Genomic DNA, 23,580 nt, shown 5'->3' on the forward strand with positions numbered 1-23,580 from the left:
GCCGTGCGCCTGAGTGTGACCCGTGGAACGCGTGTCTAAATTCTCGGGGGAGGAGGTGCGGGAGCATTGAGGGAGATCAGGTGGTGGCGGCTGTTGTCGCTGGTGGTCCTGGCGGTGATGTGGTGGGGGTGCGCTCCCGCGGAGGCGCGGCAGAATGGTCATGACGCCTGCCGAGAGGACCAGCTCGATTCCAGCACGGTGAACGCGGAGATCCACTTCCGCCAGCATGGCAGGCATTACATCCAGGTCTCTTCGGACATGAAGGTCGAGGTGCCTGCGCGGGAATGGAGCATGGCAAGCCAGTTGACATTCAGCACGGAATCCCCCGAATACCGGACAGCGATGCACTGCCTGTTGCGCGGATCAGATAATTCCCTTCGCAAAACTGAATGGCGCAACGGCAATCCAGTCGCCACCGCCGACGGGGACAAAGTTACGGTGGCGTACAGTTCCTACACCTGGATCAAGGGGTACGGGGATTTTCAGCTCGGCCCCTGGAAGATCACAAGGGACAAGAAGAAGAAAAATAAATGGGAGGTCATCCTCCAGCCGTCGACGCTGCAAAAAGCGCGCTGGAATGTCATGGCCGAACTAGGTGGCCTCAAATTCAAACATTATGGGCGGCCATGGTTTGCCGACAAGACCAAGGCGGTGTGGGCCACTCAGCCGCTCAAGCGCCTCTGTCCGGCGGCAGACCTCGACCGGCGGAGGAAGCTCCCCGAGTACCTGTGCGTCGAAGTCGATCTGCCGTGGCAGAGGTCCTTGGCCCTGAGCTGGGATGAGTCACTTTGGAAACCAGCAGGCATTGCCACGTGGTGGGCGTTCGGCTCCGGTGTGCTCGCACTGGCCGCGCTCCGCACCCAACGTCCGTATGTGTCTCCTGCGTTCGGGACACCGGGATCCAGGTGGCGAATCGGCGGCTTCCGAGGAGAGCGCGGCGAAGGCCTCGCATCATCGGTTCTGCAGTGGGCCCTGCTCAGCGGGGCGGTCGCGCTGACACTGCTTCTGTTCCTCAATGACCCACCACTCGTCAAACTGCGAGAACGAACGCTCATCTGTATCGCGGCCGGCCTGACCTTAACCCTCGTCGCCCGCCCTTGGTACGGCGGCGCGTCACCCACAGTCCCGAGCGCCGGGACCGACGAGTCCGACGGCTCGAAAGGCCATCGGCGCCGTCAGGCATACGCCGTCATCGGGTTCGCTTCGGTCGCGGCGGCGATCGGCACGCTGGTCATCTTCGGCCACCAGCGCATCGGCCTGCCCTATGACCTGGAAACGAAAGCGTCGTCACTCTCCGGCAAGGTCGGGTACGTACTCATGGGCCTGACGACGGTCTGGTTGTGGCTCGCCGCGATGGCCGCATGGGCATGGCGCTTCGCGCGCGAAGGAGGACTGGTCCCCGCTCGCTGGATCAGCAAGTGGGGCAAAGCGCCGGTTCTCTGCGTCGCAGCCGTCTCAGCGCTGCTGGGGCTGATCGCAGGTGGCCTTCTCTGGTGTCTCCACTGGACACTCGAAAATCAATGGAAACGGTCCGCTTGGCTCAGCGACGCAAGTCTTTCTGCAGAGCACGAAAAATACGTCAATCGCTATCTGGCGAATTTCTCCTTCACTGACCTCACCTGGATCTTCACCTACAGCTGGTTTCTGGCAGGTATTGCACTCCTCGCCTTGCTGCACCATCGCTTCACGATCCAACGGGCTCAGGCCATCCGCAAAATGGGGAACATTCCCTTGGGGCCGGACAAACCCGATCTTCTGCTGATCGCCGCGCTATTTGCCTTGACCGTAGGGATGAGGGGTGCAAAGTTCGCGAGCAACAACGCACAGTACGGGATCTGGTTCGTGCTGAACATCATCTCACTCTTCGCGGTCCTTGCCGCGGGGCGACGGTGGTCGGTACTGGGCCAGATGGGAGATCTATTTTGCATGCACACGCCGGGAATCAATAAGCGGAGTGAATTGCTGGAAAAAGCCCATCAATACCGCAACCTCAACCATCAAATGCAACTGCTGGACCAGGGGCGTGCCGGCGGCGTCACCTCCGAGCAATTGGAGGATCAGCTGCGCGGGCTACGCCAGTGGCTGGTTTCGCGATGTCTCAAGAAAAATCCGCCCGCCCAGATTTCCATTCTGGACGTCGCCCTGGCTTGGGGGCCGGACGCCCACTGGTGGTCCAATGCACTGCGGGCCGCACGCCTCGCGTTCTGCTTCGGAGTTCCGGCCAGCGTCGCCCTTCTCTATCTGGAGATGAGGGATCTATATAGCGGGGCGCAACTCACCCTTGAACCCACTGCGATTCCGAGCGTCGTCGCGGGGTTCATCGCCTATCAGATGGCATGGGCCGGCCTCGGCTTCGTCCTCGGCGCCGTGTGGCGTCTGCTGCCCGGCCGCCGCAGTACCGCCCGCGCATGGAGCCTCGCCTTCGCCTACGCCGTGCCGGCCCTTCTGGGCGCTCTGCTCAACCGATACACCGACGTGGCCCCCAGGATGCTGGTCCTGTATTCCGTGCTCACACTCCTCATCCTGACGCTCACCAGTCTCTGGCTGGATACATCGACATTGAGCGAGGAACGGCTGTACTGGCCCAGTCGTTTCGCCTTGCTGCTGTCGATCCACCGACTACGCGGCCTCTCCGGACAGGTCGCCTGGCTTCTCGCCCAGGTGGCGGTGGTCGTGACCATCCTGAAGGAACTGATCAAGCGCTGAGGAACCGCGCTGCAAGCTGGTCACCGCCCCGCGTCGTCAGAGCGCGGGGCGGCGCGGCCCTCAGGCGTACGTCGAGATGTCCTTGATCATCGCGAAGCCGAGCCCGTACGCGCTCATCCCCCGCCCGTACGCCCCCACATGCACACCCTCCGCGGTGGAACCGGCCAGCACCCACCCGAACTCCGACTCCCGGTAGTGGAAGGGCATGGGTACCCCGTCCACCGGAAGAGAGAGCGTGGACCACTCGGGGCCCTCAAGGTCGTCGGCCAGGGCCCACGCCGTCTCCGTCTGCTGCTCCAGCCAGTCGTCACGGAGGCTGTGGTCCATCTGCCCGGGCCACGTGAACGACAGCAGCCCCACCCCCGCCAGCCACGCCGCCGACGACACCGACGTCGCCTCCAGCAGACCCGTACCGTCGGCGCTCCGCCGGGACGGGTTCGCCGCCACGGTCACCACGACCGCGAACTTCTCCCTGGCCTCGTCCGCGGACGAGGCAACGTGCTCGTTGCGTACGGAGGGCTCGTCACCGTGACCGATCGACCCGTGTTCGACGGCACCGTCGGCCGCCGTGCCGACCTGCATCAGCCAGCGCTGCCCGGTGAACGCCTCGTCGAGGCCGTACCACGGGAAGGGCGCCAGCAGGTAGCCGTCGACCGTACGCCGGGCGAAGGGGAGCTGCTGTCCGCCCTCCGCGGCCGGCGCCTGCGCGCCCACCCGACTCGTCGTCTCCATCTGCCCGGACGCCTCCTCGCTCTCGTCGGACCGGGGCGGCCCGCCCCCCTTCGGGCGTACTCGTCCGGTCCGCACAACAACTCGGCAGCATATCCACACCGCTGAGGGCAGCAGGGAAAGCGCCCGGCGCGTGGGTCGTGCAGAAGCCCTGTTCGCGCCGTGTGCGGCGGGTGCGCGCTATGAAACGCGTCACGTCCGCCGCCGGGTGCGCGTGTCGGGTCCGGTCAGGTGGCGTCCGCGTCGAACGGCGGACGGTCGTCCTTGCCGGTGTCCTCGGGCTTCTTGGTCATGTCGATGCGCCCGCCGGACGAGGAGGAGGACGGCGAGGACGAAGACGAGGCTTCGGTGTCGCGGCTGTGGACGGCGTCCGTGACCTCGGCCATCTCCTTCTTCAGGTCGAAGCCGTTGCGGATCTCCTTCAGCCCCAGCTCGTCATTGTCCAGCTGCTTGCGGATGAACGTCTTGGGGTTGAGGTCCTCGAACTCGAAGTCCTTGAACTCCGGACCCAGCTCGTTGCGGATGTCCTGCTTCGCGCTCTCCGAGAACTCGCGGATCTTCCGGACCGTGCGCATCACGTCCTGGATGACCTTCGGGAGCTTGTCGGGACCGAAGACGAGCACAGCGAGCACGATGATCGTCACCAGCTCGAGTGGTCCTATGTCATTGAACACCTGACGCTCCCATTGCGATGTTCTCGGTCGCTCAACGGTACCCGCCGTACCTGGCAGACCGGTACCGTCCCGAGGTGAGACTTCTGTCAGTTCTGGTCCGAAGCGCCCAGCACGAGTGAAACCTCCCGGGTGCCGCCGTGTTCGACCGTCAGACGCAGCCGGTCGCCCGGCCGATGAGCGCGGATCTTCACGATCAGTTCCTCGCCCGAGTGGACGCGCTGTCCGTCGACCTCGGTGATGACGTCGCCCGCGCGCAGGCCTGCCCGGTCGCCGGGGCCGCCCTTGGTGACGGCGGGGCCGCCGTCCCGGGCCTTGGCGTCGATCCGCGCGCCGTCGCCGGTGTAGCCCATGTCGAGGGTGACGCCGATGACGGGGTGGGTGGCGTGACCGTCGTTGATCAGTTCCTCGGCGACCCGACGGGCCTGGTTGACGGGGATGGCGAAGCCGAGGCCGATGGAGCCGGCCTGCCCGGTCCCGGAGTCCGTGCCGTCGGCGGCGGAGCGGATGGCGGAGTTGATGCCGATGACCCGGGCCCGGGAGTCGAGGAGGGGGCCACCGGAGTTGCCCGGGTTGATGGGGGCGTCGGTCTGCAGCGCGTCGACGTACGACACATCGCTGCCGTCGCCCTTCTCGCCGCCGGCCGTGATGGGCCGTTCCTTGGCGCTGATGATGCCGGAGGTGACGGTGTTGGCCAGGTCGAAGGGGGCGCCGATGGCGACGACCGGGTCGCCGACCCGGACGTCGTCGGAGTTGCCGAGGGGCATGGGGGTGAGCCCGTGGACGCCGGTGACCTGGACGACGGCCAGGTCGTATCCGCTGTCGCGGCCCACGACCTTCCCCTTGGCGGTGGCGCCGCTGCTGAACGTCACGGATATCTCGCCGCCGGACGCGGCGGGCTCGACGACATGGTTGTTGGTGAGGATGTGGCCGCGGGCGTCGAGCACGAAGCCGGTGCCGGTGCCCGCCTCGTCGGCCCCGCGTACGTGCAGGGTGACGACGCTGGGCAGCGCCCGGGCGGCGATCCCGGCGACACTGTCCGGCGCCCGTCCGGCGGGCACCTTTCCGGGCTGCGGCAGATGTACGTCGCCCACGCCCTCGCGCTCGACATAGGCGCCGACGAGGCCGCCGATGCCGCTGGAGAGGACGGCGACCAGCAGGGTCCACACCAGGAGCAGCCGCCTGCCCCGCTTACGCCGCTGCTGCTCGGTGGGCACCGCCGCACCGGTCTGCTGCAGCGGCCCGTGCATGGTGGGCTGCTGCCCTGCGGCGGACGCGGCCCAGGGGTCATAGCGCGGCCAGGGGCCGGCGGCCGGCTCCGGCGCGGCTGCAGCGGCCGAATCGGGCAGCTCCCCCGGCGCATACACCGACGACGCGCCCAGCGCGGATCCCGAGGCATCCACGGACGGGGGCGCACCCGGGTCCGCGGGGGCGGACGTGGCCGGAGCCATGTGCCCCGGCGCGGCCGGGACTGCCTGCGCCGGCAACTGTGAAGGCTGGGGTGACTGCGGAGCAGCTTGCGCTGGTGCGGCGGCAGGTGCCTGCGGGGCCGCCGGTGCTTGTGAAACGGCCGGTGCCTGCGGCCCGGCGGGGATTTGCGGAGCGGCCGGTGCCTGTGGAACGGCCGGACCTTGTGCGGCCCCCGGTGCCGGTACGGCCGTCCCCTGCGCCGCTGTCGCGGCCGGGTGCTGGACCGGCGGTGCGGGTGCCCAGGGGCCCGGCTCGCCGTAGGGCGGGGTGCTGTAGGGGTCGGGGTCGTGCAGAGGCTTGAGGCGCTCGGCAGGCGGTACGACGGCGGAGTCCGCCCCGGCCGGCTCTGCCGTGGCCGAACTTGCCCCTGGCGGCTCTGCCGCGGCCGACGCTGCCCCAGCCACCTCTGCCCTGGCCGACACTGCCCCGGGCGGCTCTGCCCCGGGCGGCTCTGCCCCGGGCGGCTCTGCCACAGCCGACGCTGGCCCAGCCACCCCTGCCGCAGCCGACGCTGCCCCAGCCACCTCTCCCACAGCCAACGCCGAATCCGCCGCCACCGGCTCAGCCGCGCCGGACTCAGCCGCAAAAAACTCAGCCACGACAGGTTGAGGCGCAACAGGCTCAGCCACGACAGGCTGAGCCGCGACACGCTCAGCCACGCCGGACGAAGCCCCCACGCTCACAGCCCCGCCCGCCCCCGCGCCGCCCGAGACAGCCGCCGCAGGCTTCGGCTTTGCCAGTTCGAAGTCGCCGTCGGTGGGGCTCGCCGGTGATTCCCCCGTCGACGTCTGCTCCCCGTGTTCCGCCTGCTCCCCCGGCGGGACAGACGTCGGGTTCCCCTCGTTCATGCTCTCCCCACGGCTGGCCGCGGCCGCGCGCGTCGGCGGTGGTCGCGGAACGTCGACTCCGTGCCCGGGTCAGCGCCGCGGGCACGGTTTCACAGGATTCAACCAGGTTCGACGGCCGGGGCGAAGAGGCAGGTCAGGGCGCTTGTGGGGAGGGTGAGGCGGAGGTGGTGTCGGGGGCGGGGGCGGACAGCAGGCCGGGGCCGGTCACCTGGGGCGACGCGGACCCGGGGGTCAGCGAGAACGGGGTGATCTCGCTCAGCGGGCGTATCAGCGGGGAGACCGCGGCCGCGCCCGCCATCACCGGGGCGGTCAGTTCGTGCACGGCGTCCTGGACCTGACCCGTGGCCGGGGCCGGCACTCCGGGCACCAGCGGCGCGGACATGGAGGTCGGCGCGGCCGAGGTCTGGCCGAGCAGGCTGCTGCCCTGGGCGAGCAGCGGTCCCACCGCGCGACGGCGCTGGGAGTCGGGCGTCGCCGCGCCCGTGCCCGCCGAACGCGTCGGGGCCACGTTGCCGCTGCCGGAGCCGCTGCGGGCGTCCGCGGCCAGGTCGCCGGGGATGGCGGTGGTCACGCCGCCGAGGGCGAGCGCGGCCAGCGACACCGCGCCGGCGGCGGCAGCAGCGAACCGCAGTCCGCGCGAGGCGGACCGGTCGGCGTCCGGACGGCCGACGGGATGGATACGGAAACCGCGCTCCTCGGGAGCGGCGGAGTGGGCGGAGGAGGCGGGGACGTAGCCGAACTCGAAGCGCTCGCCGCGGCTCGTGCCGAAGACGCCGGCCCCGGGGTCTCGGCCGAAGAGGCCTCCCCCGGGCTCTGAGGTGCCGTCGCCGTCGGGGTCACCTCCCCCGGGAAGGCCCTGGAGGCGGGCCAGGAAGCTCTCGGAGGGCGACGGCGGGGCCGCCTCCGCGAAGACGCTCTTCAGGCGTCGCTGGGCGTCCGCCTCCGCCTTGCACCGGGCGCAGGTGGCCAGGTGGGCGAGGACGCGCTCACGCGACTCATGACCGAGCTCTCCGTCCACCAGGGCGGAGAGTCGGTCTCCCAGGTGCTGCTCGGCGAAGTGCGCCGGAGCAGGTTTCGGTCGGGATCCACTCACGCGGTCGCGCCCCCTCCCCCCAGAGCGGGGACACGGGCCACAAAGGAGCGCCGCTCGGCCTTGCGCGCCTCGGGCGCACGGTGGGCGAGGGCCTTGCGGAGCTGGGAGCGGCCGCGGTGGATACGGGAGCGGACCGTGCCGAGCTTCACGCCGAGGGTCGCGGCGATCTCCTCGTACGACAGTCCTTCGATGTCGCACAGGACAACCGCGGCGCGGAACTCGGGCGCGAGGGTGTCCAGGGCCTGCTGGACGTCCGCGTCGAAGTGGGCGTCGTTGAAGACCTGCTGCGGGGTGGGCTCACGGCTGGGCAGGCGCTCGGCCGCGTCCTCGCCGAGGGCGTCGAAGCGGATGCGCTGCTTGCGCCGGACCATGTCCAGGAACAGGTTGGTGGTGATGCGGTGCAGCCAGCCCTCGAACGTGCCCGGCGAGTACGTCGACAGCGAGCGGAAAACGCGGACGAAGACCTCCTGGGTGAGGTCCTCGGCGTCGTGCTGGTTGCCCGTGAGGCGGTACGCCAGTCGGTAGACCCGGCCGCTGTGCGTGCTGACGATCTCCTCCCACGTGGGCGGAGTCCAGGCCTGCCCGTCCGCGTCGGTGGAGAAGGTCGCGGTCTGGGTCTCGCCCGCGGCGAAGCGGGCGGAGTGGCTGTCAGCAGCGGTGTCGGTCACGGATTTCGGCCTGCCCGCCGATCCGAGGAAGCGCCGCAGCACTCCTCCCCGGTCCCCGGGCGCGGCCGCACCTCCCCTGTCGGCTCTGGTGGTGTCCAGTGGAGCCCCTACCATAGCCACCTCGCCCGTTAGCTCCGGATAAGCGGTTTTACGAGAATTTGATACGCGCTGATACGGCTCATACGGCTGCGTCAGCATGTGCTTGGCGTCCTGATCCACCTTCTACCCCCCGTCGCGTCCCGGGCCACCGGCTCAACCCTTTAAACGCCCAGTCCCATCTGCGGGTTCCCGGTGCCAACGGATACAGTCACGCCGAGGCAACCACGGGGACAGGAGAGGGTCATTACCGGCAACCGGCCGACGAGCTGGGCGTTCGCGGACGCCTTTGTCGCCGAGGACGAAGCGCTGCACTGGGCCCGGGACCGGGCCCGGGAGGCAGGGCTGCGCTCGGTGTCGCCCGGCACGGGCGCCGCGCTGCGCATGCTCGCCGCCTCCGTGGACGCGAAGGCGGTCGCGGAGATCGGCACCGGCTGCGGGGTGTCCGGAATCCATCTGCTGCACGGCATGCGCCCCGACGGGGTGCTCACCACGGTCGACCCGGAGCCGGAGCACCAGCAGTTCGCCCGGCAGGCCTTCCGCGCCTGCGGCTTCGCCAGCAACCGGGCCCGGTTCATCCCCGGCCGGGCCCTGGACGTGCTGCCCCGGCTCGCGGACGCCGGCTACGACCTCGTGTTCTGCGACGGGGACCGGCTGGAGTACTCGGACTATCTCGCCGAATCGTTGCGCCTGCTGCGTCCGGGTGGCCTGGTCGTCTTCGAGGGCATATTCGCCAACGGCCGTACGGTCGACTCGGGACCGCAGCCCACGGAGGTGCTGCGGCTGCGTGAGCTGCTGCGCACGGTGCGGGAGAGCCAGGAGCTGGTGACGTCGCTGCTGCCGGTGGGCGACGGTCTGCTGTGCGCCGTCAAGCGGTGACGGTCGGGACGCGGGGGCCCGGAAACGCGGCTGCCCCGGCACCGCATACGATGCCGGGGCTGCCGTAAGGACTGGATCGCGGGCTCGTCAGACGACGACCTTCTTGAGGGCGTCGCCGAGCGCCTCGGCCTCGTCAGGGGTCAGCTCGACGACGAGTCGACCGCCGCCTTCGAGCGGAACGCGCATGACGATGCCCCGCCCCTCCTTGGTCACCTCGAGCGGGCCATCACCCGTCCGCGGCTTCATGGCCGCCATGCTCGTTCCCCTTCCTGAAACCAGCTCATCGTCTGCCGACGGCCCCAGGAGGGCACGCGCAATCCGGAACGGACACGCGACACCGGCATCGAACACATTGCTTCCAAGCCATTATCCCGCATCTCAGGACCCGATGACCAACATCAGTCGGCATCGCTTGGGCAACGCGCGCGAGCAAAACCACCCAATTCGGGGATGTGGCTGCGATACTGCGCCGCCCCGCGCACGCCCTCGGAGCGACTCCGCCCCGGTTTTCTTTGACGCAGGTCACACGTCGGGTCCGGCCCTCGGACGGCGATCTCCGCCATGCTGTCCTTCAGACAGCGACGTACTGAGCGGTACGTCACCAGCGAGGACACCGGAGGGGATGCGCCATGGCCGACACCGTGCTCTACGAGGTGAGCGACGGACTCGCGACGATCACGCTGAACCGCCCCGAGGCGATGAACGCGCTGAACATCGCGACCAAGGTCGCCCTCCGGGAGGCGGCGGAATCCGCGGCGCGGGACACCGCCGTACGGGCGATCCTGCTGACCGCCGCCGGCGACCGCGCGTTCTGTGTGGGCCAGGACCTCAAGGAACACATCGGTCTGCTGGTGGCGGACCGGGAGACCGGGTCCGGGCAGACGATGAGCACGGTCAAGGAGCACTACAACCCGATCGTGAAGGCGCTGACCGAGGCGCCGAAGCCGGTGGTCGCCGCGGTGAACGGGGTCGCGGCCGGGGCGGGCTTCGGCTTCGCGCTCGCCGCGGACTACCGGGTGGTGGCCGAGACCGCGGCCTTCAACACCTCCTTCGCGGGTGTCGCGCTCACCGCGGACTCCGGCATCTCCTGGACGCTGCCCCGGGTGGTCGGCCCGGGCCGCGCCGCCGACCTGCTGCTCTTCCCGCGCAGCATCAGCGCGCAGGACGCGCTGGAGCTGGGCATCGCCAACCGCCTGGTGCCGGCCGCCGAGCTGCGTGCCGAGGGCGAGAAGGTGGCGCGGGCCCTGGCCGAGGGCCCGACCGTGGCCTACGCGGCGATCAAGGAGGCGGTGGCCTACGGCATGACGCACTCCCTCGCCGAGACGCTGGAGAAGGAGGACGAGCTGCAGACGCGGGCGGGGCAGTCCGAGGACCACGCGATCGCCGTGCAGGCGTTCGTGAACAAGGAGAAGCCGAAGTACCTGGGCCGGTGAGCGGCTAGCGGGCGGCTGGGCTGGTCCGGCTCACACAGTTCTCCAGGTGGTCGTTGACCAGCCCGCACGCCTGCATCAGTGCGTACGCCGTCGTCGGGCCGACGAATCTGAGGCCGCGTTTCTTCAGCGCCTTCGACAGGGCCGTGGACTCCGGGGTGACCGCGGGGACGTCGGCGAGGGTCTTCGGGGCCGGGCGGGCGGCCGGGTCGGGGGCGTGGGACCAGATGAACTCGTCCAGTTCGCCCTCCGCCCAGTCGGCGAGCACGCGCGCGTTGGCGAGCGTCGCGTCGATCTTGGCGCGGTTGCGGATGATGCCCGGGTCGGCCAGCAGCCGGTCGCGGTCCTCGTCCGTGAAGGCGGCGACCTTCTCGATCCGGAACTCGGCGAAGGCCGTGCGGAAACCCGGGCGGCGGCGCAGGATCGTGATCCAGGACAGGCCCGACTGGAAGGCCTCCAGGCTGATCCGCTCGAAGAGGGCGTCGTCGCCGTGGACCGGGCGGCCCCACTCCTCGTCGTGGTACGACACGTAGTCCTCGGTGGACAGGGCCCACGGGCAGCGCAGCGCGCCGTCGGGCCCGGCGAGGGCGGCCCCGTCGCTCATCGCTGCTCCTCGTGGCCGGGCTTGTCCAGCCGGGCGTGCGCGGCGGCCGCTCTGGCGCCGGCCAGCGCGGACTCCAGGTCGGCGATACGGGCGTCCCGCTCGGCCAGCTCGGCGGCGAGGCGGCCGAGCGCGTCGTCGACGTCGGCCATGCGGTAGCCGCGCGGGGCGATCGGGAGGCGCAGGCTCTCCACGTCCGCCCTGCGGACCGGGCGGTCCGGGGGCAGCGGGTCCTGCAGCCGATCCGGGGCGACCTCCGGGAGCGGTGCGCTCTCACCGCCGCCCACCACGGCGAGTGTCACCGCGCCCACCACGACGGCGAGGGCGACGACCAGGAACAAGAACATAACCATCGCTGAGGTCCCCACGCTCCTTGCGCCCGACGCTGGGCCGGATGCTGAATCTGTCAGGCTCCGATCGTGCCATGCGAGTCTGACAGTTAGGGTCGCAGGCGGCCGTACTGCGGGACGTTCTAGGAGAGGTCACAGCGGATGCTCAGGCTGGGCAGGCGGGAATTCGGGCCTCACGAGCCGGTGATCATGGCGATCGTGAACCGGACCCCGGACTCCTTCTACGACCAGGGGGCCACGTTCCGTGACGAGCCGGCCCTCGCGCGCGTGGAGCACGCGGTGGCCGAGGGAGCCGCGATCATCGACATCGGCGGGGTGAAGGCCGGGCCGGGCGAGGAGGTCACGGCCGAGGAGGAGGCGCGGCGGACGGTCGGGTTCGTCGCGGAGGTACGGCGGCGCTTCCCGGACGTGATCATCAGCGTGGACACCTGGCGGGCCGAGGTCGGCGAGGCGGTGTGCGAGGCGGGGGCGGATCTGCTGAACGACGCGTGGGGCGGGGTCGATCCCCGGCTCGCGGAGGTTGCCGCGCGGTACGGGGTGGGGCTGGTGTGCACGCATGCGGGGGGTGTGCAGCCGCGTACCCGTCCCCACCGGGTGACCTACGACGACGTCATGGACGACATCCTTCAGGTGACCGTGGGGCTGGCCGAGCGGGCCGTTTCGCTGGGGGTGCCCCGGGAGTCGGTGCTGATCGATCCGGGGCACGACTTCGGGAAGAACACGCGGCACAGTCTTGAGGCGACGCGGCGGTTGGACGAGATGGTCGCCACGGGGTGGCCGGTGCTGGTGTCGCTGTCCAACAAGGACTTCGTGGGCGAGACGTTGGACCGCCCGGTGAAGGAACGGCTGATCGGAACGTTGGCGACCACGGCGGTGTCGGCGTGGCTGGGTGCGCAGGTGTACCGGGTCCACGAGGTGGCCGAGACACGCCAGGTACTCGAGATGGTGGCGTCGATCGCCGGCCATCGGGCCCCCGCCGTCGCCAGGCGCGGCTTGGCCTGACCCCGGGGGCGTGGCCCCCGGGGTCAGCGGCTAGCGGGCTGCCTCCTTGGAGACCAGGGCTACCGCTTCCTCCACCTCGTCCGTCACGTGGAACAGGAGCAGGTCCTTCTCGGAGGCCTTGCCCTGGGCCACCAGCGTGTTCTGCAGCCAGGTCACCAGGCCGCCCCAGTACTCGCTGCCGAAGAGGACGATCGGGAAGCGGGTGACCTTCTGGGTCTGGACGAGGGTGAGGGCCTCGAAGAGTTCGTCGAGGGTGCCGAGGCCGCCCGGGAGGACGACGAAACCCTGCGCGTACTTGACGAACATCATCTTGCGGACGAAGAAGTACCGGAAGTTGAGGCCGATGTCGACGTACGGGTTCAGTCCCTGCTCGAAGGGCAGCTCGATGCCGAGGCCCACCGAGATGCCACCCGCCTCCAGCGCACCCTTGTTGGCCGCCTCCATCGCGCCGGGCCCGCCGCCCGTGATGACGGCCCAGCCGGCCTCGACCAGCCCTCGGCCCAGCCGCACCCCCGCGTCGTACTCGGACGAGTCCACCGGCGTACGCGCGGAGCCGAACACGCTGATGGCGGGGGGAAGTTCGGCCAGTGTGCCGAAGCCCTCGATGAATTCCGACTGGATCCGCAGGACCCGCCAGGGGTCGGTGTGGACCCAGTCGGAGGGCCCACCCGCGTCCAGCAGCCGCTGGTCGGTCGTACTGGCGGTGACCTGGCTGCGCCGTCGGAGGACCGGGCCGAGCCGCTGCTCGTCCGGCGGCTGCTTCTTCCCCTCGGGGTTTCCGGTAGCCATGTGCGCTCCCTCCGCTTGCCGGTAGTTCGATCTCAGAGTAGATCTACGCGGGTTACGGAGGGGGGACGTATGCGTGTCCGCCATGAAGCGGCGTACGGGAACCTTTACGCCGTGAGCCAGCTGCGCAGCCGCTCCTCGCCCGCCAGGATCTTGGCCACCTCGACCCGCTCGTCGCGCTTGTGCGCCAAGTGCGGGTTGCCGGGACCGTAGTTGACGGCCGGGACGCCGAGCGCGGAGAAACGGGACACGTCCGTCCATCCGTACTTGGGCTGCGGGGTGCCGCCCACCGCCTCGATGAAGGCGGCGGCGGCCGGGTGGGAGAGGCCGGGCAGCGCGCCGGGGCTGTGGTCGTCGACCACGAACTCCTCCACGCCGCAGTCCGCGAACACCTCGCGGACGTGCGCGATCGCCTCCTCCTCGGTGCGGTCGGGGGCGTACCGGAAGTTGACGCTCACCACGCACTCGTCCGGGATGACGTTGCCCGCGACACCGCCGGTGACGCGGACCGCGTTCAGGCCCTCGCGGTACTCCAGGCCGTCGATGAGCGGGTAGCGGGGCTGGTAGGAGGCCAGCTTGGCCAGGATGGGGGCCGCGGCGTGGATGGCGTTGGAGCCCATCCAGCTGCGCGCCGAGTGGGCCCGCTCGCCGGTGGTCTTCAGCAGGACCCGCAGCGTGCCCTGGCAGCCGCCCTCGACCTGGCCGTCGGAGGGCTCCAGCAGCACCGCGAAGTCGCCCCGCAGCCACTCCGGGTGGGCCTCGGCGACGTGCTTGAGGCCGTTGCGTTCGGCGGCGACCTCCTCGTTGTCGTAGAACACGAAGGTCAGGTCGCGGTTGGGCGCGGGGACCGTGGCCGCGATGCGCAGCTGCACCGCCACGCCGGACTTCATGTCGCAGGTGCCGCAGCCCCAGAGGACGCCGTCCTCGTCCAGCCGGGACGGGACGTTGTCCGCGATCGGCACGGTGTCGATGTGGCCGGCCAGGATGACCCGCTCCGCGCGGCCCAGGTTCGTCCGGGCGATCACGTTGTTGCCGTACCGGTCCACGGTGAGGTGCGGCAGCGCGCGCAGGACGGTCTCGATGGCGTCCGCGAGGGGCTTCTCGGTGCCGCTCTCGGAGGGGAAGTCCACGAGTTGCGCGGTGAGCGCGGCGGCATCCAGCGTGAGGTCAAGCGAGGTGTCGGCCATGGCCTCGACCCTAGCGCGCCCTCACGCGCGGTCCCGTGAGCGCTGCGCTCGGTGGACCCGGGGTGAGGGCCGGGGAGGGCTCCAGTACCTTGTACGCGTGCCAGAGCCGTCCCCCACTCGTCCCAAGCGCCGCGGCCGCCTCCTCCGTATCGGTGCGGCCCTGTTGGTCCTGTGCGGCGTCGCCGCCTATCTCGTGGTGCAGTACGTCACCGGAGGCGGTGGTGCGAGAGGCTGCAAGGTGGTCTCCGCCACGGGTGACGGGGTGTCGTACGAGTTCACGCCCGAGCAGGCGGTGAACGCGGCGACGATCGCCGCCGTCGGCACCGGGCGGGGCATGCCCGAGCGGGCGGTGACCATCGCGCTGGCGACCGCCATCCAGGAGTCGGGGCTGCGCAACATCCAGCACGGCGACCGGGATTCCCTGGGCCTGTTCCAGCAGCGGCCCTCGCAGGGCTGGGGTACCGACCAGCAGGTCATGGACCCGGCGTACGCGGCGGGCATCTTCTACGCGCACCTGGCCAGGGTGCCGAACTACACCGACCTGCCGCTGACGGTGGCCGCGCAGCGGGTGCAGCGCAGCGGCTATCCGGAGGCGTACGCCAAGCACGAGCCGGACGCCACGCTGCTGGCGGCCGCGCTGACCGGGCAGGCGGCGGCCACGCTGACCTGCGACGGGCGTCCGGAGCCCACCGCCGAGGCGACCGGGCCGGACGCGGTACGGGCCGCGCTGGTGCGGGACTTCGGGCGGGACGCGCTGCAGGAGACCGGGGCGGTGGTGGGCGGTACGGAGGTTCCGTCGCCGTCGCCGTCCCCGAGTGTGACCGCGACGGCGCACGGGCGGACCGTGACCGTGCCGGTGCCCGAGGGCCGCAGGACGGACGCCATCGGGCGCGACGAGCGGGAGCGGGGCTGGCAGCTGGCGCACTGGGCCGTGGCCAACTCCTCGCAGTTGCACATCCAGCGGGTGGCGTACGCGGGGCGGGAGTGGACCGCGGGGAGCGACGGCGGCGACTGGCGCACGACCGGCACGCAGGGGGCCGCGGGGGCGGAGAAGGCCGCGGGGGCGGTCCGGATCGTCACCGGACAGTAGTGCGGGGGCTCACTCGGCCGGGTTGTGCGGCTTCGGGGTGGGCGCGATTTCCTGTGAACGGCGGCCTGTTTTCCGGATCCCTTGGAAATCAAGGGCTGTAAGGATTCTGCGAGGCTACACGGCGGCGTTCTTTGCCCGTTTTTATCCACAAACGATAATGCGATGCGTTATCCATTCTTTACCTTTGGCGTCCGCAACCTTCGTCGGCTTCGAGCGGTAGTCACGGCGTCCGACTCAGGACACATTCACCGTTCTCCACCCGTCGAATGGAGCATCATGTCCCTCCCCCTGACCCGCCGGATCGCTCGTGCCGCGCTGCTCGTCGCAGCGGGAGCGGCCGCCGGGGTCGGTGCGGCCGGCTCTGCCGGCGCGGCCACGAACCTGCCGGCTGCCACCCCGAACCTCGGTGGTCTGACCGCCCTGGACGCGGCGAGCGCCGGCACCACCGTCGACGGTGCGACGCAGCACGTCACCGGTCTCGCGGGTGACACGGGCAGCAGCGCGGTCAAGCAGGCGGCGCACACCGCGGGCAAGACCGGCGGCGGTGCCGTGAAGAAGACGACGCCCGAGGTGCAGAAGGCCGCGGGGGACGCGGCCGGGACCGCGGGGGGTGCCCTCGGGGACACCGCGTCCAGCGTGACGAAGGGTGGGCTGCCGACGTCGTCTCTCACCCAGGGTGGGCTGCCGACGTCGTCCCTGCCGACGAAGGGTCTGCCGCTGGGCGGCTGAGCGCCTGGCTGTGACGGCCGACGGGGTCCAGGAGTTCCTGGGCCCCGTCGGCTTTTGCGTACCTACATCGGTAGGGGCCGCCCACGGCGGTAGCTACGCCGTCAGGCGGGCTACCGCTGCTCGGACCCTTTCGTCCGTTGCCGTGAGGGCCACGCGTACGAACTTCTCGCCCGCCTCGCCGTAGAAGTCGCCCGGTGCCACCAGGATGCCGAGGTCGGCCAGGTGGGCCACCGTTTCCCAGCAGGACTCGTCGCGCGTCGCCCACAGGTAGAGGCTGGCCTCGCTGTGTTCGATGCGGAAGCCGTGGTGCAGGAGCGCTTCGCGCAGGAGGGTGCGGCGGGCCGCGTAGCGCTCGCGCTGGACGCGGACGTGCTCGTCGTCGCCCAGGGCCGCCACCACCGCCGCCTGCGTCGGCGCCGAGGTCATCATGCCGCCGTGCTTGCGGATCTCCAGGAGGGGCCCCAGGACCGCCGGGTCGCCGGCCACGAAGGCGGCGCGATAGCCGGCCAGGTTGGAGCGCTTGGAGAGGGAGTGGACGGCGAGGATGCCGTCGTAGGAGCCGCCGTTGACGTCGGGGTGCAGGACCGAGACCGGGTCGGCCTCCCAGCCCAGCTCCAGATAGCACTCGTCGGAGACGAGCAGGACGCCGTGCTCGCGGGCCCAGGCGACGATGCCGGTCAGCTCGTCCTTGGAGAGGACCTTGCCGGTGGGGTTGGACGGCGAGTTCAGCCAGAGGAGCTTCAGGTTCGCCGGGTCCAGGTCGCGCGGGTCGTCGTAGACCTCGTAGTCCGCGCGGGCCAGGCGGGCGCCGACCTCGTACGTCGGGTACGCCAGGCGCGGGTAGGCCACCTTGTCGCCGGGGCCGAGGCCCAGCTGGGTCGGCAGCCAGGCGACCAGCTCCTTGGAGCCGACGATCGGCAGGACGTGGCGGTGGGTGACCTCGCGGGCGCCCAGGCGGCGCTCCAGCCAGCCGGTGATCGCGTCACGCAGCGCGGGGGTGCCCCAGACCGTCGGGTAGCCCGGCGAGTCGGCAGCGTCGACCAGGGCCTTCTGGATCAGTTCGGGGACCGGGTCGACCGGGGTCCCGACGGACAGGTCGACGATGCCGTCCGGGTGCGCGGCGGCCGTCTTCTTGTACGGCTCCAGCTTGTCCCAGGGAAAGACCGGAAGGCGGTCGGAGACTGCGGACACGGGTCTTGCTCGCTTTCGTCGGTACGGCAAACGCCTCGGTCCCGTACGGCGGTGATCAAGGCGATCGGGCCGTACGGGACCGAGGCGGCGCGGCTACGGGGCCGCTGGGCCGCTCAAACGGTCACTAGGCCTGCGGCGGCAGCGCGGCGATGAAGGGGTGGTCCCGCTCGATCAGCCCCAGCTTGCTGGCACCGCCAGGAGAGCCCAGCTCGTCGAAGAACTCGACGTTCGCCTTGTAGTAGTCCTTCCACTCCTCCGGAGTGTCGTCCTCGTAGAAGATCGCCTCGACCGGGCAGACCGGCTCACAGGCACCACAGTCGACGCATTCGTCCGGGTGGATGTACAAGGACCTGGAGCCCTCGTAGATGCAGTCGACCGGGCACTCCTCGATGCACGCCTTGTCCTTCACGTCGACACAAGGCTGCGCAATGACGTAGGTCACGCTGTCGTTCCTCCTCGATAGGGCGCTGGCGGGCCTCCATAGGCTCCGCCGCCTGGGCGCGCGGGAGCGCGGCGTCGTCGATGCCCGCCTCTAGTATCTCCGTTCCGGGGCATGATCCATACAGGAGGGGTGAACTGACCAGTGGAAATCTCGGCGAAAGGACGCCTCGAGGTCCGTATCACCGCTGCTGACGTGGGCAAACGGGTCTCCGTGCGGCGCTTGAGCGAACCTGGGGTGACGGAGGAGAAGTTCACCGACACGGTGGGTGTTCTCACATCATGGGACAACGGCGTGCTCATGATCACACGGCGGGACGGGCAGAGTGTCCGGATCCCGGAGTCCGTGCTGGTCGCGGGCAAGGTGGTGCCGGCCGCACCGGCGCGTCGCCGGGGTCCGGCCGCGAGCTACCCGGAGCTGGCGCGCATCACCGCGCGCGCGTGGCGGCCGGTGGAGAGCGAGCGGCTCGGCGAGTGGGAGCTGCGCGCGGCCGGCGGGTTCACGCGGCGCGCCAACAGTGTGCTGCCGCTCGGTGATCCGGGGCTCGGCCTCGACGCGGCTCTGGAGGCCGTACGGCGCTGGTACGGCGAGCGCGGCCTGCCCGCGTACGTCCAGACGGCGACCGGCGCCGAGGGCACGCAGGAGCTGCTCGGCGCGGAGCTGGAGCGGCGCGGCTGGGTGCGGGAGGTGACCGCCGAGCTGTGGATCGGGGCGCTGGCGCCGGTCGCGGACCGGGCCGAGGGCGCCGGGGTGGTGCTGTCCCGGGAGGCGGACGAGGCGTGGCTCTCCCGGTACCAGCGCAAGGGGATGACCGAGGTGGCTCTGCGGGTGCTGGGCAGCGGCCCGTCGGTGTGGTTCGCGACGGTGCCCGGTGCGCCCGGGGAGCCGCCTGCGGCGATCGGGCGGTGCGTGGTGGACGGGCGCTGGGCCGGTTTCGCCGCCGTCGAGGTCGATCCCGCCCGGCGCCGGCAGGGTCTGGCCACCGAGGTGATGGCCGCGCTGGCCCGCCGCGCCCTGGACGAGGGCGCCTCGGCGGCCTGGCTCCAGGTGGAGGACGACAACGAGGCCGCCCGCGCCCTGTACGCCGACCTCGGCTTCGCCCCGCACCACGCGTACCACCACTACCGGGCACCGGAGGAGAGCGGCGACGAGCACCAGGACCCGGCGCCCGGGAACACCCGCGCCGGACGGTCGTAGGGATCGCCGTGGACGGGCATGAGCCAGGCATGCGGCATCCTCACCTTCCGCCTCCGTATCCGCCCCCGCCGGAGCGGTCCGCCGAGGTGCGGCGGCGGTTCGGGGAGGAGGCGCGGTCGGAGCGGCCGGATCTGTCGGCGCTGTGCCTGCTGATGGGTGCCGAGGCGGACGGGGCGCTGGACGAGGCCGGTATGGACGCGGCCCAGCTGGAGCTGGACCGGCTGGCCGGGCTGCTGCCGTACCGTCCGGGCGGGCCGCGGGCGTGGGCGCAGGCGCTGGCCCGGCTGCTGGGTGAGCGCTACGAGTTCCACGGGACCCCGTCCGACTACCAGCGACTGGAGTCCTCGCTGCTGCACGAGGTGCTGCGGCGCCGGCGCGGGCTGCCGATCCTGCTGTCGGTGGTGTGGCTGGAGGTGGCGAGAAGGGCGGGCGCCCCGGTGTACGGGGTCGCGCTGCCCGGGCACTTCGTGGTCGGGTTCGGGGCGGCCGAGGAGCAGGTGCTGGCCGATCCGTTCGACGGCGGGAAGGTGCTGACCGGGGCGGATGCCGAGCTGCTGGTGGCGGGGGCCACGGGGGCGCCGCTGCAGCCGTCGATGCTGGTGCCCGCGACGCCTCTGGAGGTCGTGCAGCGGATCCTGAACAACGTACGGGCGTGGGCCTCGGTCCGGCCCGAGCGGTCGGATGTCGCGCTGCGGGCCGTGGAGTTGAGCCTGCTGCTGCCCTCGCATCCGGCTCGGTTGCGCTACGAGCGGGGTCAGCTGCTGGTGCAGCGGGGCGAGTTCGTGGCGGGGGCCGAGGAGCTGGACGCGTACGCCCACCTGATCGAGGTCGTCGACGAGTCGGTCGCCCGGCGGGCCCGGCAGCAGGCCCACACGGCCCGGGCGATGCTCAACTGAGCCCCAGGGCCCGTCGGACAGGCCTAGAGCCAGCCCTTCTCCCGGGCGATCCGCACCGCCTCCGCCCGGTTGCGTACCGCGAGCTTCTGGATGGCCGTGGAGAGGTAGTTGCGGACCGTGCCCTGGGAGAGGTGGAGGGCCTTGGCCAGCTCGGCGTTGGTGGAGCCGTCGGCCGCGGCGCGCAGCACCTCGCGTTCCCGGTCGGTGAGGGGGTTGGCGCCCTCGGCCAGGGCGGCCGCGGCCAGGGTGGGGTCGATGACCCGCTCCCCGGACAGCACCTTGCGGACCGCGGCGGCGAGTTGGGCGGCCGGTGCGTCCTTGACGAGGAACGCGTCGGCGCCCGCCTCCATGGCGCTGCGCAGATAGCCGGGGCGGCCGAAGGTGGTGAGGACGACGAGCTTGACCGCGGGGTACTCCCGGTGCACCCGGGCCGCGGCCTCGATGCCGGTGCAGCCGGGCATCTCGATGTCGAGCAGCGCCACGTCGACACCGTGTGCGCCGACGGCCGCCAGCACCTCGTCCCCACGCGCGACCTGGGCGACGACCTCGATGTCGTCCTCCAGGCCGAGAAGTGCGGCCAGTGCCTCGCGGACCATCGACTGGTCCTCGGCCAGCAGGACCTTGATCGTGCTCGTCATGCCCCGGATCCTACGTCCGCCGAGGCGGGCGCCGGCACCCGGGCGACCAGCCGGAACCCGTGCTTGACCCGGCCCGCCTCCAGCGCGCCGCCGGCCTTCTCCAGACGCTCGGTCAGGCCGGTCAGACCGTTGCCCGGGCCGTTGCCGGCACCGCCGGATCCGTTGTCCTCGACGCAGAGTTCGAGGACCGGGCCGTCCAGGGTCTGGCGGCGCAGGACCTGTACGACGCACCGGTCGGCGCCGCTGTGCCGGACCACGTTGGTGACCGCCTCGCGCAGCGCCCAGGCGAGGGCGGACTCGGCCTCCTCGGGGATGCCGGTGAGGTCGGGTTCCCCGGGCATCTCGGCCACCACCCCGGCGGCGGCCAGCGCGACCTGGGTGCCGGCGAGTTCGGCGGCGAGGCGGGGGCGGCGGTAGCCGGTGACGGCCTCGCGGACGTCGACCAGGGCCTGGCGGCTGACCTGTTCGATGTCGGCGACCTGCTGGGCGGCCTTGCCGGGGTGGTCGGGCAGCATCCGGCCGGCCAGCTCGCTCTTCAGCGTGATCAGGGAGAGCGAGTGGCCCAGCAGGTCGTGCAGGTCGCGGGCGAGGCGCAGCCGCTCCTCGTTGGCGGCGAGCTGGGCGACGGTGGCCCGGGCCTTGCGCAATTCGATGGTGGTCCGCACCAGTTGGCCGACGCCGGTCATCGCGAAGCCGATGAGCACCACCAGAAGGAGCAGGCCGCGTGCCTCCTTCTCGTTGGAGTGCAGGCCGATGAGGTACATCACGGCGCCCGACGCCGGGATCGCCCAGTAGGCCGCCCGCACCGGCAGGGTCGCCCCGCAGGCCACCGAGAGGTAGACGAAGAGTCCGAGCCAGGCGCTGCCGAGGGTGTAGGCCAGCACGGGGGCGAGAACGCCGAGGATCGCGCCCAGGGTGAGGACGAGACGCGGGGAGAACGGCCGGCCGATGTTGCGGAAGACCAGCGTCAGATAGACCCCGACGAAGGCCGCGAGGCCGAGCGAGCCGGCCACGGTGGCGCCGGTGGTGTGTCCGCCGTTGATCAGGTCGTCGACCGGCGAGCTGAGGAAGACCAGCCAGACGCCGATCCACAACACCTTGACCAGCAGCTCACGCCGGTTGCGGGGCGGCCAGCCCACGGGCGCGTGATGCGGGTCCCCCGCCGTCCGGTCTTCCGTCATGGTGCTCACGCCTTCAGCGTGTCCTTCCGGTACAGCCAGGCCGCGCCGCCCGCGAAGAGGGCGAAGGAGACGACGAGGATGGCGATGTCCTGGGCTTGCGGGGCCTGGCTCTGCTCGATCGCCCGCCCCAGAGCAGCGTACGCGTGCGTGGGGAGCCACTTGGCGATGTCCTGGAGCCACTGCGGGAAGGTCGTGGTCGGCATCCACAGGCCGCCCAGCATCGACATGCCGAAGTAGGTGATCATCGTGATCGGGCGGACCGCGTCACCGCTGGCGAGGTAGCCGATGGCGACGCCGAGCGCGGCGAAGACCAGGCTGCCGGCCCAGATGGCACCGGTGAGGGCGAGCCACTGCCAGGCGTCCAGGCGTACGTCCTTCACGGCCGCGGCGACGACGAAGACGATGACGATCGACGGGAGGCTGACGACGGCCGCGCTGGCGGTCTTGGCGAGGACGTAGCCGCGCCCCGGGAGGGTGGTCAGCCTGAGCTGCCGTACCCAGCCGCTCTCGCGCTCCTTGGCGATGCGCTCGCTGTTGCCCATCAGGACGGCGGTCAGCGCACCGAAGGAGGCCATGGAGACCATCATGTAGGTCGGCAGGGTGAGGCCGGTGCCGTCGATCTTCGTCTTGGAGTCGGCGTTGCCCGCGATCAGCAGGAACAGCGCCGAGGGGTAGATCACCGAGAAGAACAGGAACTTGCGGTTGCGCAGGGCGCGGGCGAGTTCGAGCTTGATCAGGCTGCTCATGACTGCTTGGCCTCCTCGGCCTCCGTGATGGCGACGAAGGCCTGCTCCAGGCCGAGGCCGGCGACTTCGAGGTTGCGGGGGTAGACGCCGAGGCCGTAGAGGGCGTGGACGGTCGCGTCGGCGTCGGAGGACTGGATGCGGACGGTCTGACCGGATACGTCGACGGAAGTGAGGAAGGGCAGTCCGCGCAGGCCCGCCTCGTCGATCTCGCCCTCCAGGTCGAAGGAGACCCGGCGGGCGCCCGCCTTGGCCTTGATCTCGGCGGCGGTGCCGTCGGCGAGCAGGCGGCCACGGTGCAGCACGAGCACGCGGTCGGCGATGGCGTCGGCCTCTTCGAGGTAGTGGGTGGCGAAGAGGACCGTACGGCCCTGGTCGGCCTGCTCGCGCATGGTGGCCCAGAAGGCGTGGCGGGCGGAGACGTCCATGCCGGTGGTCGGCTCGTCCAGGACGATCAGGTCGCTGTCGCCCGCGGTGGCGAGCGCGAAGCGGACGCGCTGGGCCTGGCCGCCGGAGAGCTTGTTGACCTTGCGGTCGGCGATCTGCGTGAGGCTCGCGCGGGCGAGGACGTCGTCGGCCTTGTACGGTTTCGGGTGCAGCGAGCAGGCCAGCTTCACCAGCTCGGCGACGGTGACCTCGTCCATCAGCCCGCCGCTCTGCAGCATGGCCCCGACCCGCCCGGCGACGATCGCCTCGCGCGGGCTGGTGCCGAACACGCTGACCGTGCCGCCGTCGGCCTGCTTGAGGCCGAGCAGCAGGTCGAGGGTGGTGGACTTGCCGGCCCCGTTCGGGCCGAGGAGGGCGACGGTCTCGCCCGGGTACAGCCGGAGCGAGAGCCCGTCGACGGCCCGCACGCTCCCGTACGTCTTGGTCACCTGGTCGAACCCGACCACCGGGGTGGTGGTGGCCGGTGCCGCTGTCGTTGTCATGCCCACCATGCTGGCCGTGGGGGCCCTGGAC

General features: G+C 70.9%; 24 protein-coding genes. 8 read left to right on the forward strand and 16 right to left on the reverse strand.

What is annotated here, in order from left to right:
• The first annotated feature begins 102 nt into the window (after positions 1-102).
• Positions 103-2,706 (forward strand): DUF6185 family protein, encoded by a 2,604-nt coding sequence (locus BEK98_RS04665; protein WP_244201778.1) that lies wholly within the window; start codon positions 103-105, stop codon positions 2,704-2,706.
• Positions 2,707-2,766: 60 nt separating this feature from the next.
• Here the strand turns inward: BEK98_RS04665 and BEK98_RS04670 are convergent, their stop codons facing one another.
• The 5 genes from BEK98_RS04670 to sigE all read right to left on the reverse strand — a co-directional run bounded on the left by BEK98_RS04670 (position 2,767) and on the right by sigE (position 8,227).
• A complete protein-coding gene (locus tag BEK98_RS04670) occupies positions 2,767-3,438 on the reverse strand; it encodes a hypothetical protein (protein ID WP_244201747.1) in 672 nt (223 codons plus the stop codon).
• Positions 3,439-3,662: 224 nt separating this feature from the next.
• Positions 3,663-4,109: a sec-independent translocase gene (locus BEK98_RS04675; RefSeq protein ID WP_094215095.1), complete on the reverse strand. Its 447-nt coding sequence runs from the start codon at positions 4,107-4,109 to the stop codon at positions 3,663-3,665.
• Positions 4,110-4,195: 86 nt separating this feature from the next.
• On the reverse strand, positions 4,196-5,869 hold the full coding sequence (locus tag BEK98_RS04680; RefSeq protein WP_425276594.1) for a S1C family serine protease: 1,674 nt from the start codon (positions 5,867-5,869) through the stop codon (positions 4,196-4,198).
• 688 nt (positions 5,870-6,557) lie between these two features.
• A complete protein-coding gene (locus tag BEK98_RS04685) occupies positions 6,558-7,517 on the reverse strand; it encodes a zf-HC2 domain-containing protein (RefSeq protein WP_094215097.1) in 960 nt (319 codons plus the stop codon).
• A complete protein-coding gene (sigE, locus tag BEK98_RS04690) occupies positions 7,514-8,227 on the reverse strand; it encodes an RNA polymerase sigma factor SigE (RefSeq protein WP_094215098.1) in 714 nt (237 codons plus the stop codon). The genes BEK98_RS04685 and sigE overlap by 4 nt, the downstream gene beginning before the upstream one ends.
• A 249-nt stretch (positions 8,228-8,476) precedes the next feature.
• Here sigE and BEK98_RS04695 point away from each other — a divergent pair, with 249 nt between their 5' ends.
• A complete protein-coding gene (locus BEK98_RS04695) occupies positions 8,477-9,160 on the forward strand; it encodes an O-methyltransferase (RefSeq protein WP_279635451.1) in 684 nt (227 codons plus the stop codon).
• A gap of 87 nt (positions 9,161-9,247) precedes the next feature.
• Here the strand turns inward: BEK98_RS04695 and BEK98_RS04700 are convergent, their stop codons facing one another.
• Positions 9,248-9,415 carry a DUF3117 domain-containing protein gene (locus BEK98_RS04700; protein ID WP_018544333.1) on the reverse strand — a complete coding sequence of 56 codons (168 nt, stop codon included), beginning with the start codon at positions 9,413-9,415 and terminating at the stop codon, positions 9,248-9,250.
• A 374-nt stretch (positions 9,416-9,789) separates the two neighbouring features.
• Between BEK98_RS04700 and chcB the strand changes: the two genes are divergently transcribed.
• Positions 9,790-10,593: a 2-cyclohexenylcarbonyl CoA isomerase gene (gene chcB / locus BEK98_RS04705; RefSeq protein WP_094215100.1), complete on the forward strand. Its 804-nt coding sequence runs from the start codon at positions 9,790-9,792 to the stop codon at positions 10,591-10,593.
• Between the two features lie 4 nt (positions 10,594-10,597).
• Here the strand turns inward: chcB and BEK98_RS04710 are convergent, their stop codons facing one another.
• Positions 10,598-11,194 (reverse strand): DNA-3-methyladenine glycosylase I, encoded by a 597-nt coding sequence (locus BEK98_RS04710; protein ID WP_094215101.1) that lies wholly within the window; start codon positions 11,192-11,194, stop codon positions 10,598-10,600.
• Entirely contained in the window at positions 11,191-11,544 is a 354-nt protein-coding gene (locus BEK98_RS04715) for a DivIVA domain-containing protein (protein WP_094215102.1), read from the reverse strand. Before BEK98_RS04715 ends, BEK98_RS04710 begins: the two co-directional genes overlap by 4 nt.
• Before the next feature lie 138 nt (positions 11,545-11,682).
• On the opposite strand from BEK98_RS04715, the gene folP reads away from it, so the two are divergent.
• Positions 11,683-12,543, forward strand: coding sequence for a dihydropteroate synthase (gene folP / locus BEK98_RS04720; RefSeq protein ID WP_094215103.1), 861 nt, complete (start codon positions 11,683-11,685; stop codon positions 12,541-12,543).
• 30 nt (positions 12,544-12,573) lie between these two features.
• Here folP and BEK98_RS04725 read toward each other — a convergent pair whose 3' ends face one another.
• Together BEK98_RS04725 and dapE are read right to left on the reverse strand one after the other, a co-directional pair.
• Positions 12,574-13,332, reverse strand: coding sequence for an LOG family protein (locus tag BEK98_RS04725; RefSeq protein WP_094215104.1), 759 nt, complete (start codon positions 13,330-13,332; stop codon positions 12,574-12,576).
• Between the two features lie 104 nt (positions 13,333-13,436).
• The gene (gene dapE, locus BEK98_RS04730; protein ID WP_094215105.1) at positions 13,437-14,516 is read right to left on the reverse strand and encodes a succinyl-diaminopimelate desuccinylase; all 1,080 of its coding nucleotides are present in this window, start codon (positions 14,514-14,516) and stop codon (positions 13,437-13,439) included.
• A 97-nt stretch (positions 14,517-14,613) separates the two neighbouring features.
• Between dapE and BEK98_RS04735 the strand changes: the two genes are divergently transcribed.
• Both BEK98_RS04735 and BEK98_RS04740 read left to right on the forward strand, forming a co-directional pair.
• Positions 14,614-15,606, forward strand: coding sequence for a VldE C-terminal domain-containing protein (locus BEK98_RS04735; protein WP_208643006.1), 993 nt, complete (start codon positions 14,614-14,616; stop codon positions 15,604-15,606).
• Positions 15,607-15,882: 276 nt separating this feature from the next.
• Positions 15,883-16,335 (forward strand): ATP-binding protein, encoded by a 453-nt coding sequence (locus BEK98_RS04740; protein WP_094215107.1) that lies wholly within the window; start codon positions 15,883-15,885, stop codon positions 16,333-16,335.
• A gap of 93 nt (positions 16,336-16,428) precedes the next feature.
• On the opposite strand, the gene BEK98_RS04745 is transcribed toward BEK98_RS04740, so the two are convergent.
• Both BEK98_RS04745 and fdxA read right to left on the reverse strand, forming a co-directional pair.
• Positions 16,429-17,526 (reverse strand): bifunctional succinyldiaminopimelate transaminase/glutamate-prephenate aminotransferase, encoded by a 1,098-nt coding sequence (locus BEK98_RS04745; RefSeq protein ID WP_094215108.1) that lies wholly within the window; start codon positions 17,524-17,526, stop codon positions 16,429-16,431.
• Positions 17,527-17,650: 124 nt separating this feature from the next.
• Positions 17,651-17,968, reverse strand: coding sequence for a ferredoxin (gene fdxA / locus BEK98_RS04750; protein ID WP_010047804.1), 318 nt, complete (start codon positions 17,966-17,968; stop codon positions 17,651-17,653).
• Positions 17,969-18,109: 141 nt separating this feature from the next.
• Between fdxA and BEK98_RS04755 the strand changes: the two genes are divergently transcribed.
• Positions 18,110-19,162, forward strand: a complete 1,053-nt coding sequence (locus BEK98_RS04755; protein WP_094215109.1) for a GNAT family N-acetyltransferase — start codon at positions 18,110-18,112, stop codon at positions 19,160-19,162.
• A 29-nt stretch (positions 19,163-19,191) separates the two neighbouring features.
• The gene (locus BEK98_RS04760) at positions 19,192-20,058 is read left to right on the forward strand and encodes a transglutaminase family protein (protein WP_094215110.1); all 867 of its coding nucleotides are present in this window, start codon (positions 19,192-19,194) and stop codon (positions 20,056-20,058) included.
• Between the two features lie 23 nt (positions 20,059-20,081).
• On the opposite strand, the gene BEK98_RS04765 is transcribed toward BEK98_RS04760, so the two are convergent.
• From BEK98_RS04765 to BEK98_RS04780, 4 genes are read right to left on the reverse strand one after another with little or no spacing between them, the layout of a single operon-like run.
• Entirely contained in the window at positions 20,082-20,696 is a 615-nt protein-coding gene (locus BEK98_RS04765) for a response regulator transcription factor (RefSeq protein ID WP_094215111.1), read from the reverse strand.
• On the reverse strand, positions 20,693-21,886 hold the full coding sequence (locus tag BEK98_RS04770; RefSeq protein WP_425276587.1) for a sensor histidine kinase: 1,194 nt from the start codon (positions 21,884-21,886) through the stop codon (positions 20,693-20,695). The genes BEK98_RS04765 and BEK98_RS04770 overlap by 4 nt, the downstream gene beginning before the upstream one ends.
• Positions 21,883-22,623, reverse strand: coding sequence for an ABC transporter permease (locus tag BEK98_RS04775; protein ID WP_094215112.1), 741 nt, complete (start codon positions 22,621-22,623; stop codon positions 21,883-21,885). Before BEK98_RS04775 ends, BEK98_RS04770 begins: the two co-directional genes overlap by 4 nt.
• Entirely contained in the window at positions 22,620-23,549 is a 930-nt protein-coding gene (locus tag BEK98_RS04780) for an ABC transporter ATP-binding protein (protein ID WP_208643007.1), read from the reverse strand. The genes BEK98_RS04775 and BEK98_RS04780 overlap by 4 nt, the downstream gene beginning before the upstream one ends.
• Between the last annotated feature and the right edge of the window lie 31 nt (positions 23,550-23,580).

The organism is Streptomyces diastatochromogenes (assembly GCF_002242805.1).
Taxonomy (GTDB): domain Bacteria; phylum Actinomycetota; class Actinomycetes; order Streptomycetales; family Streptomycetaceae; genus Streptomyces; species Streptomyces diastatochromogenes.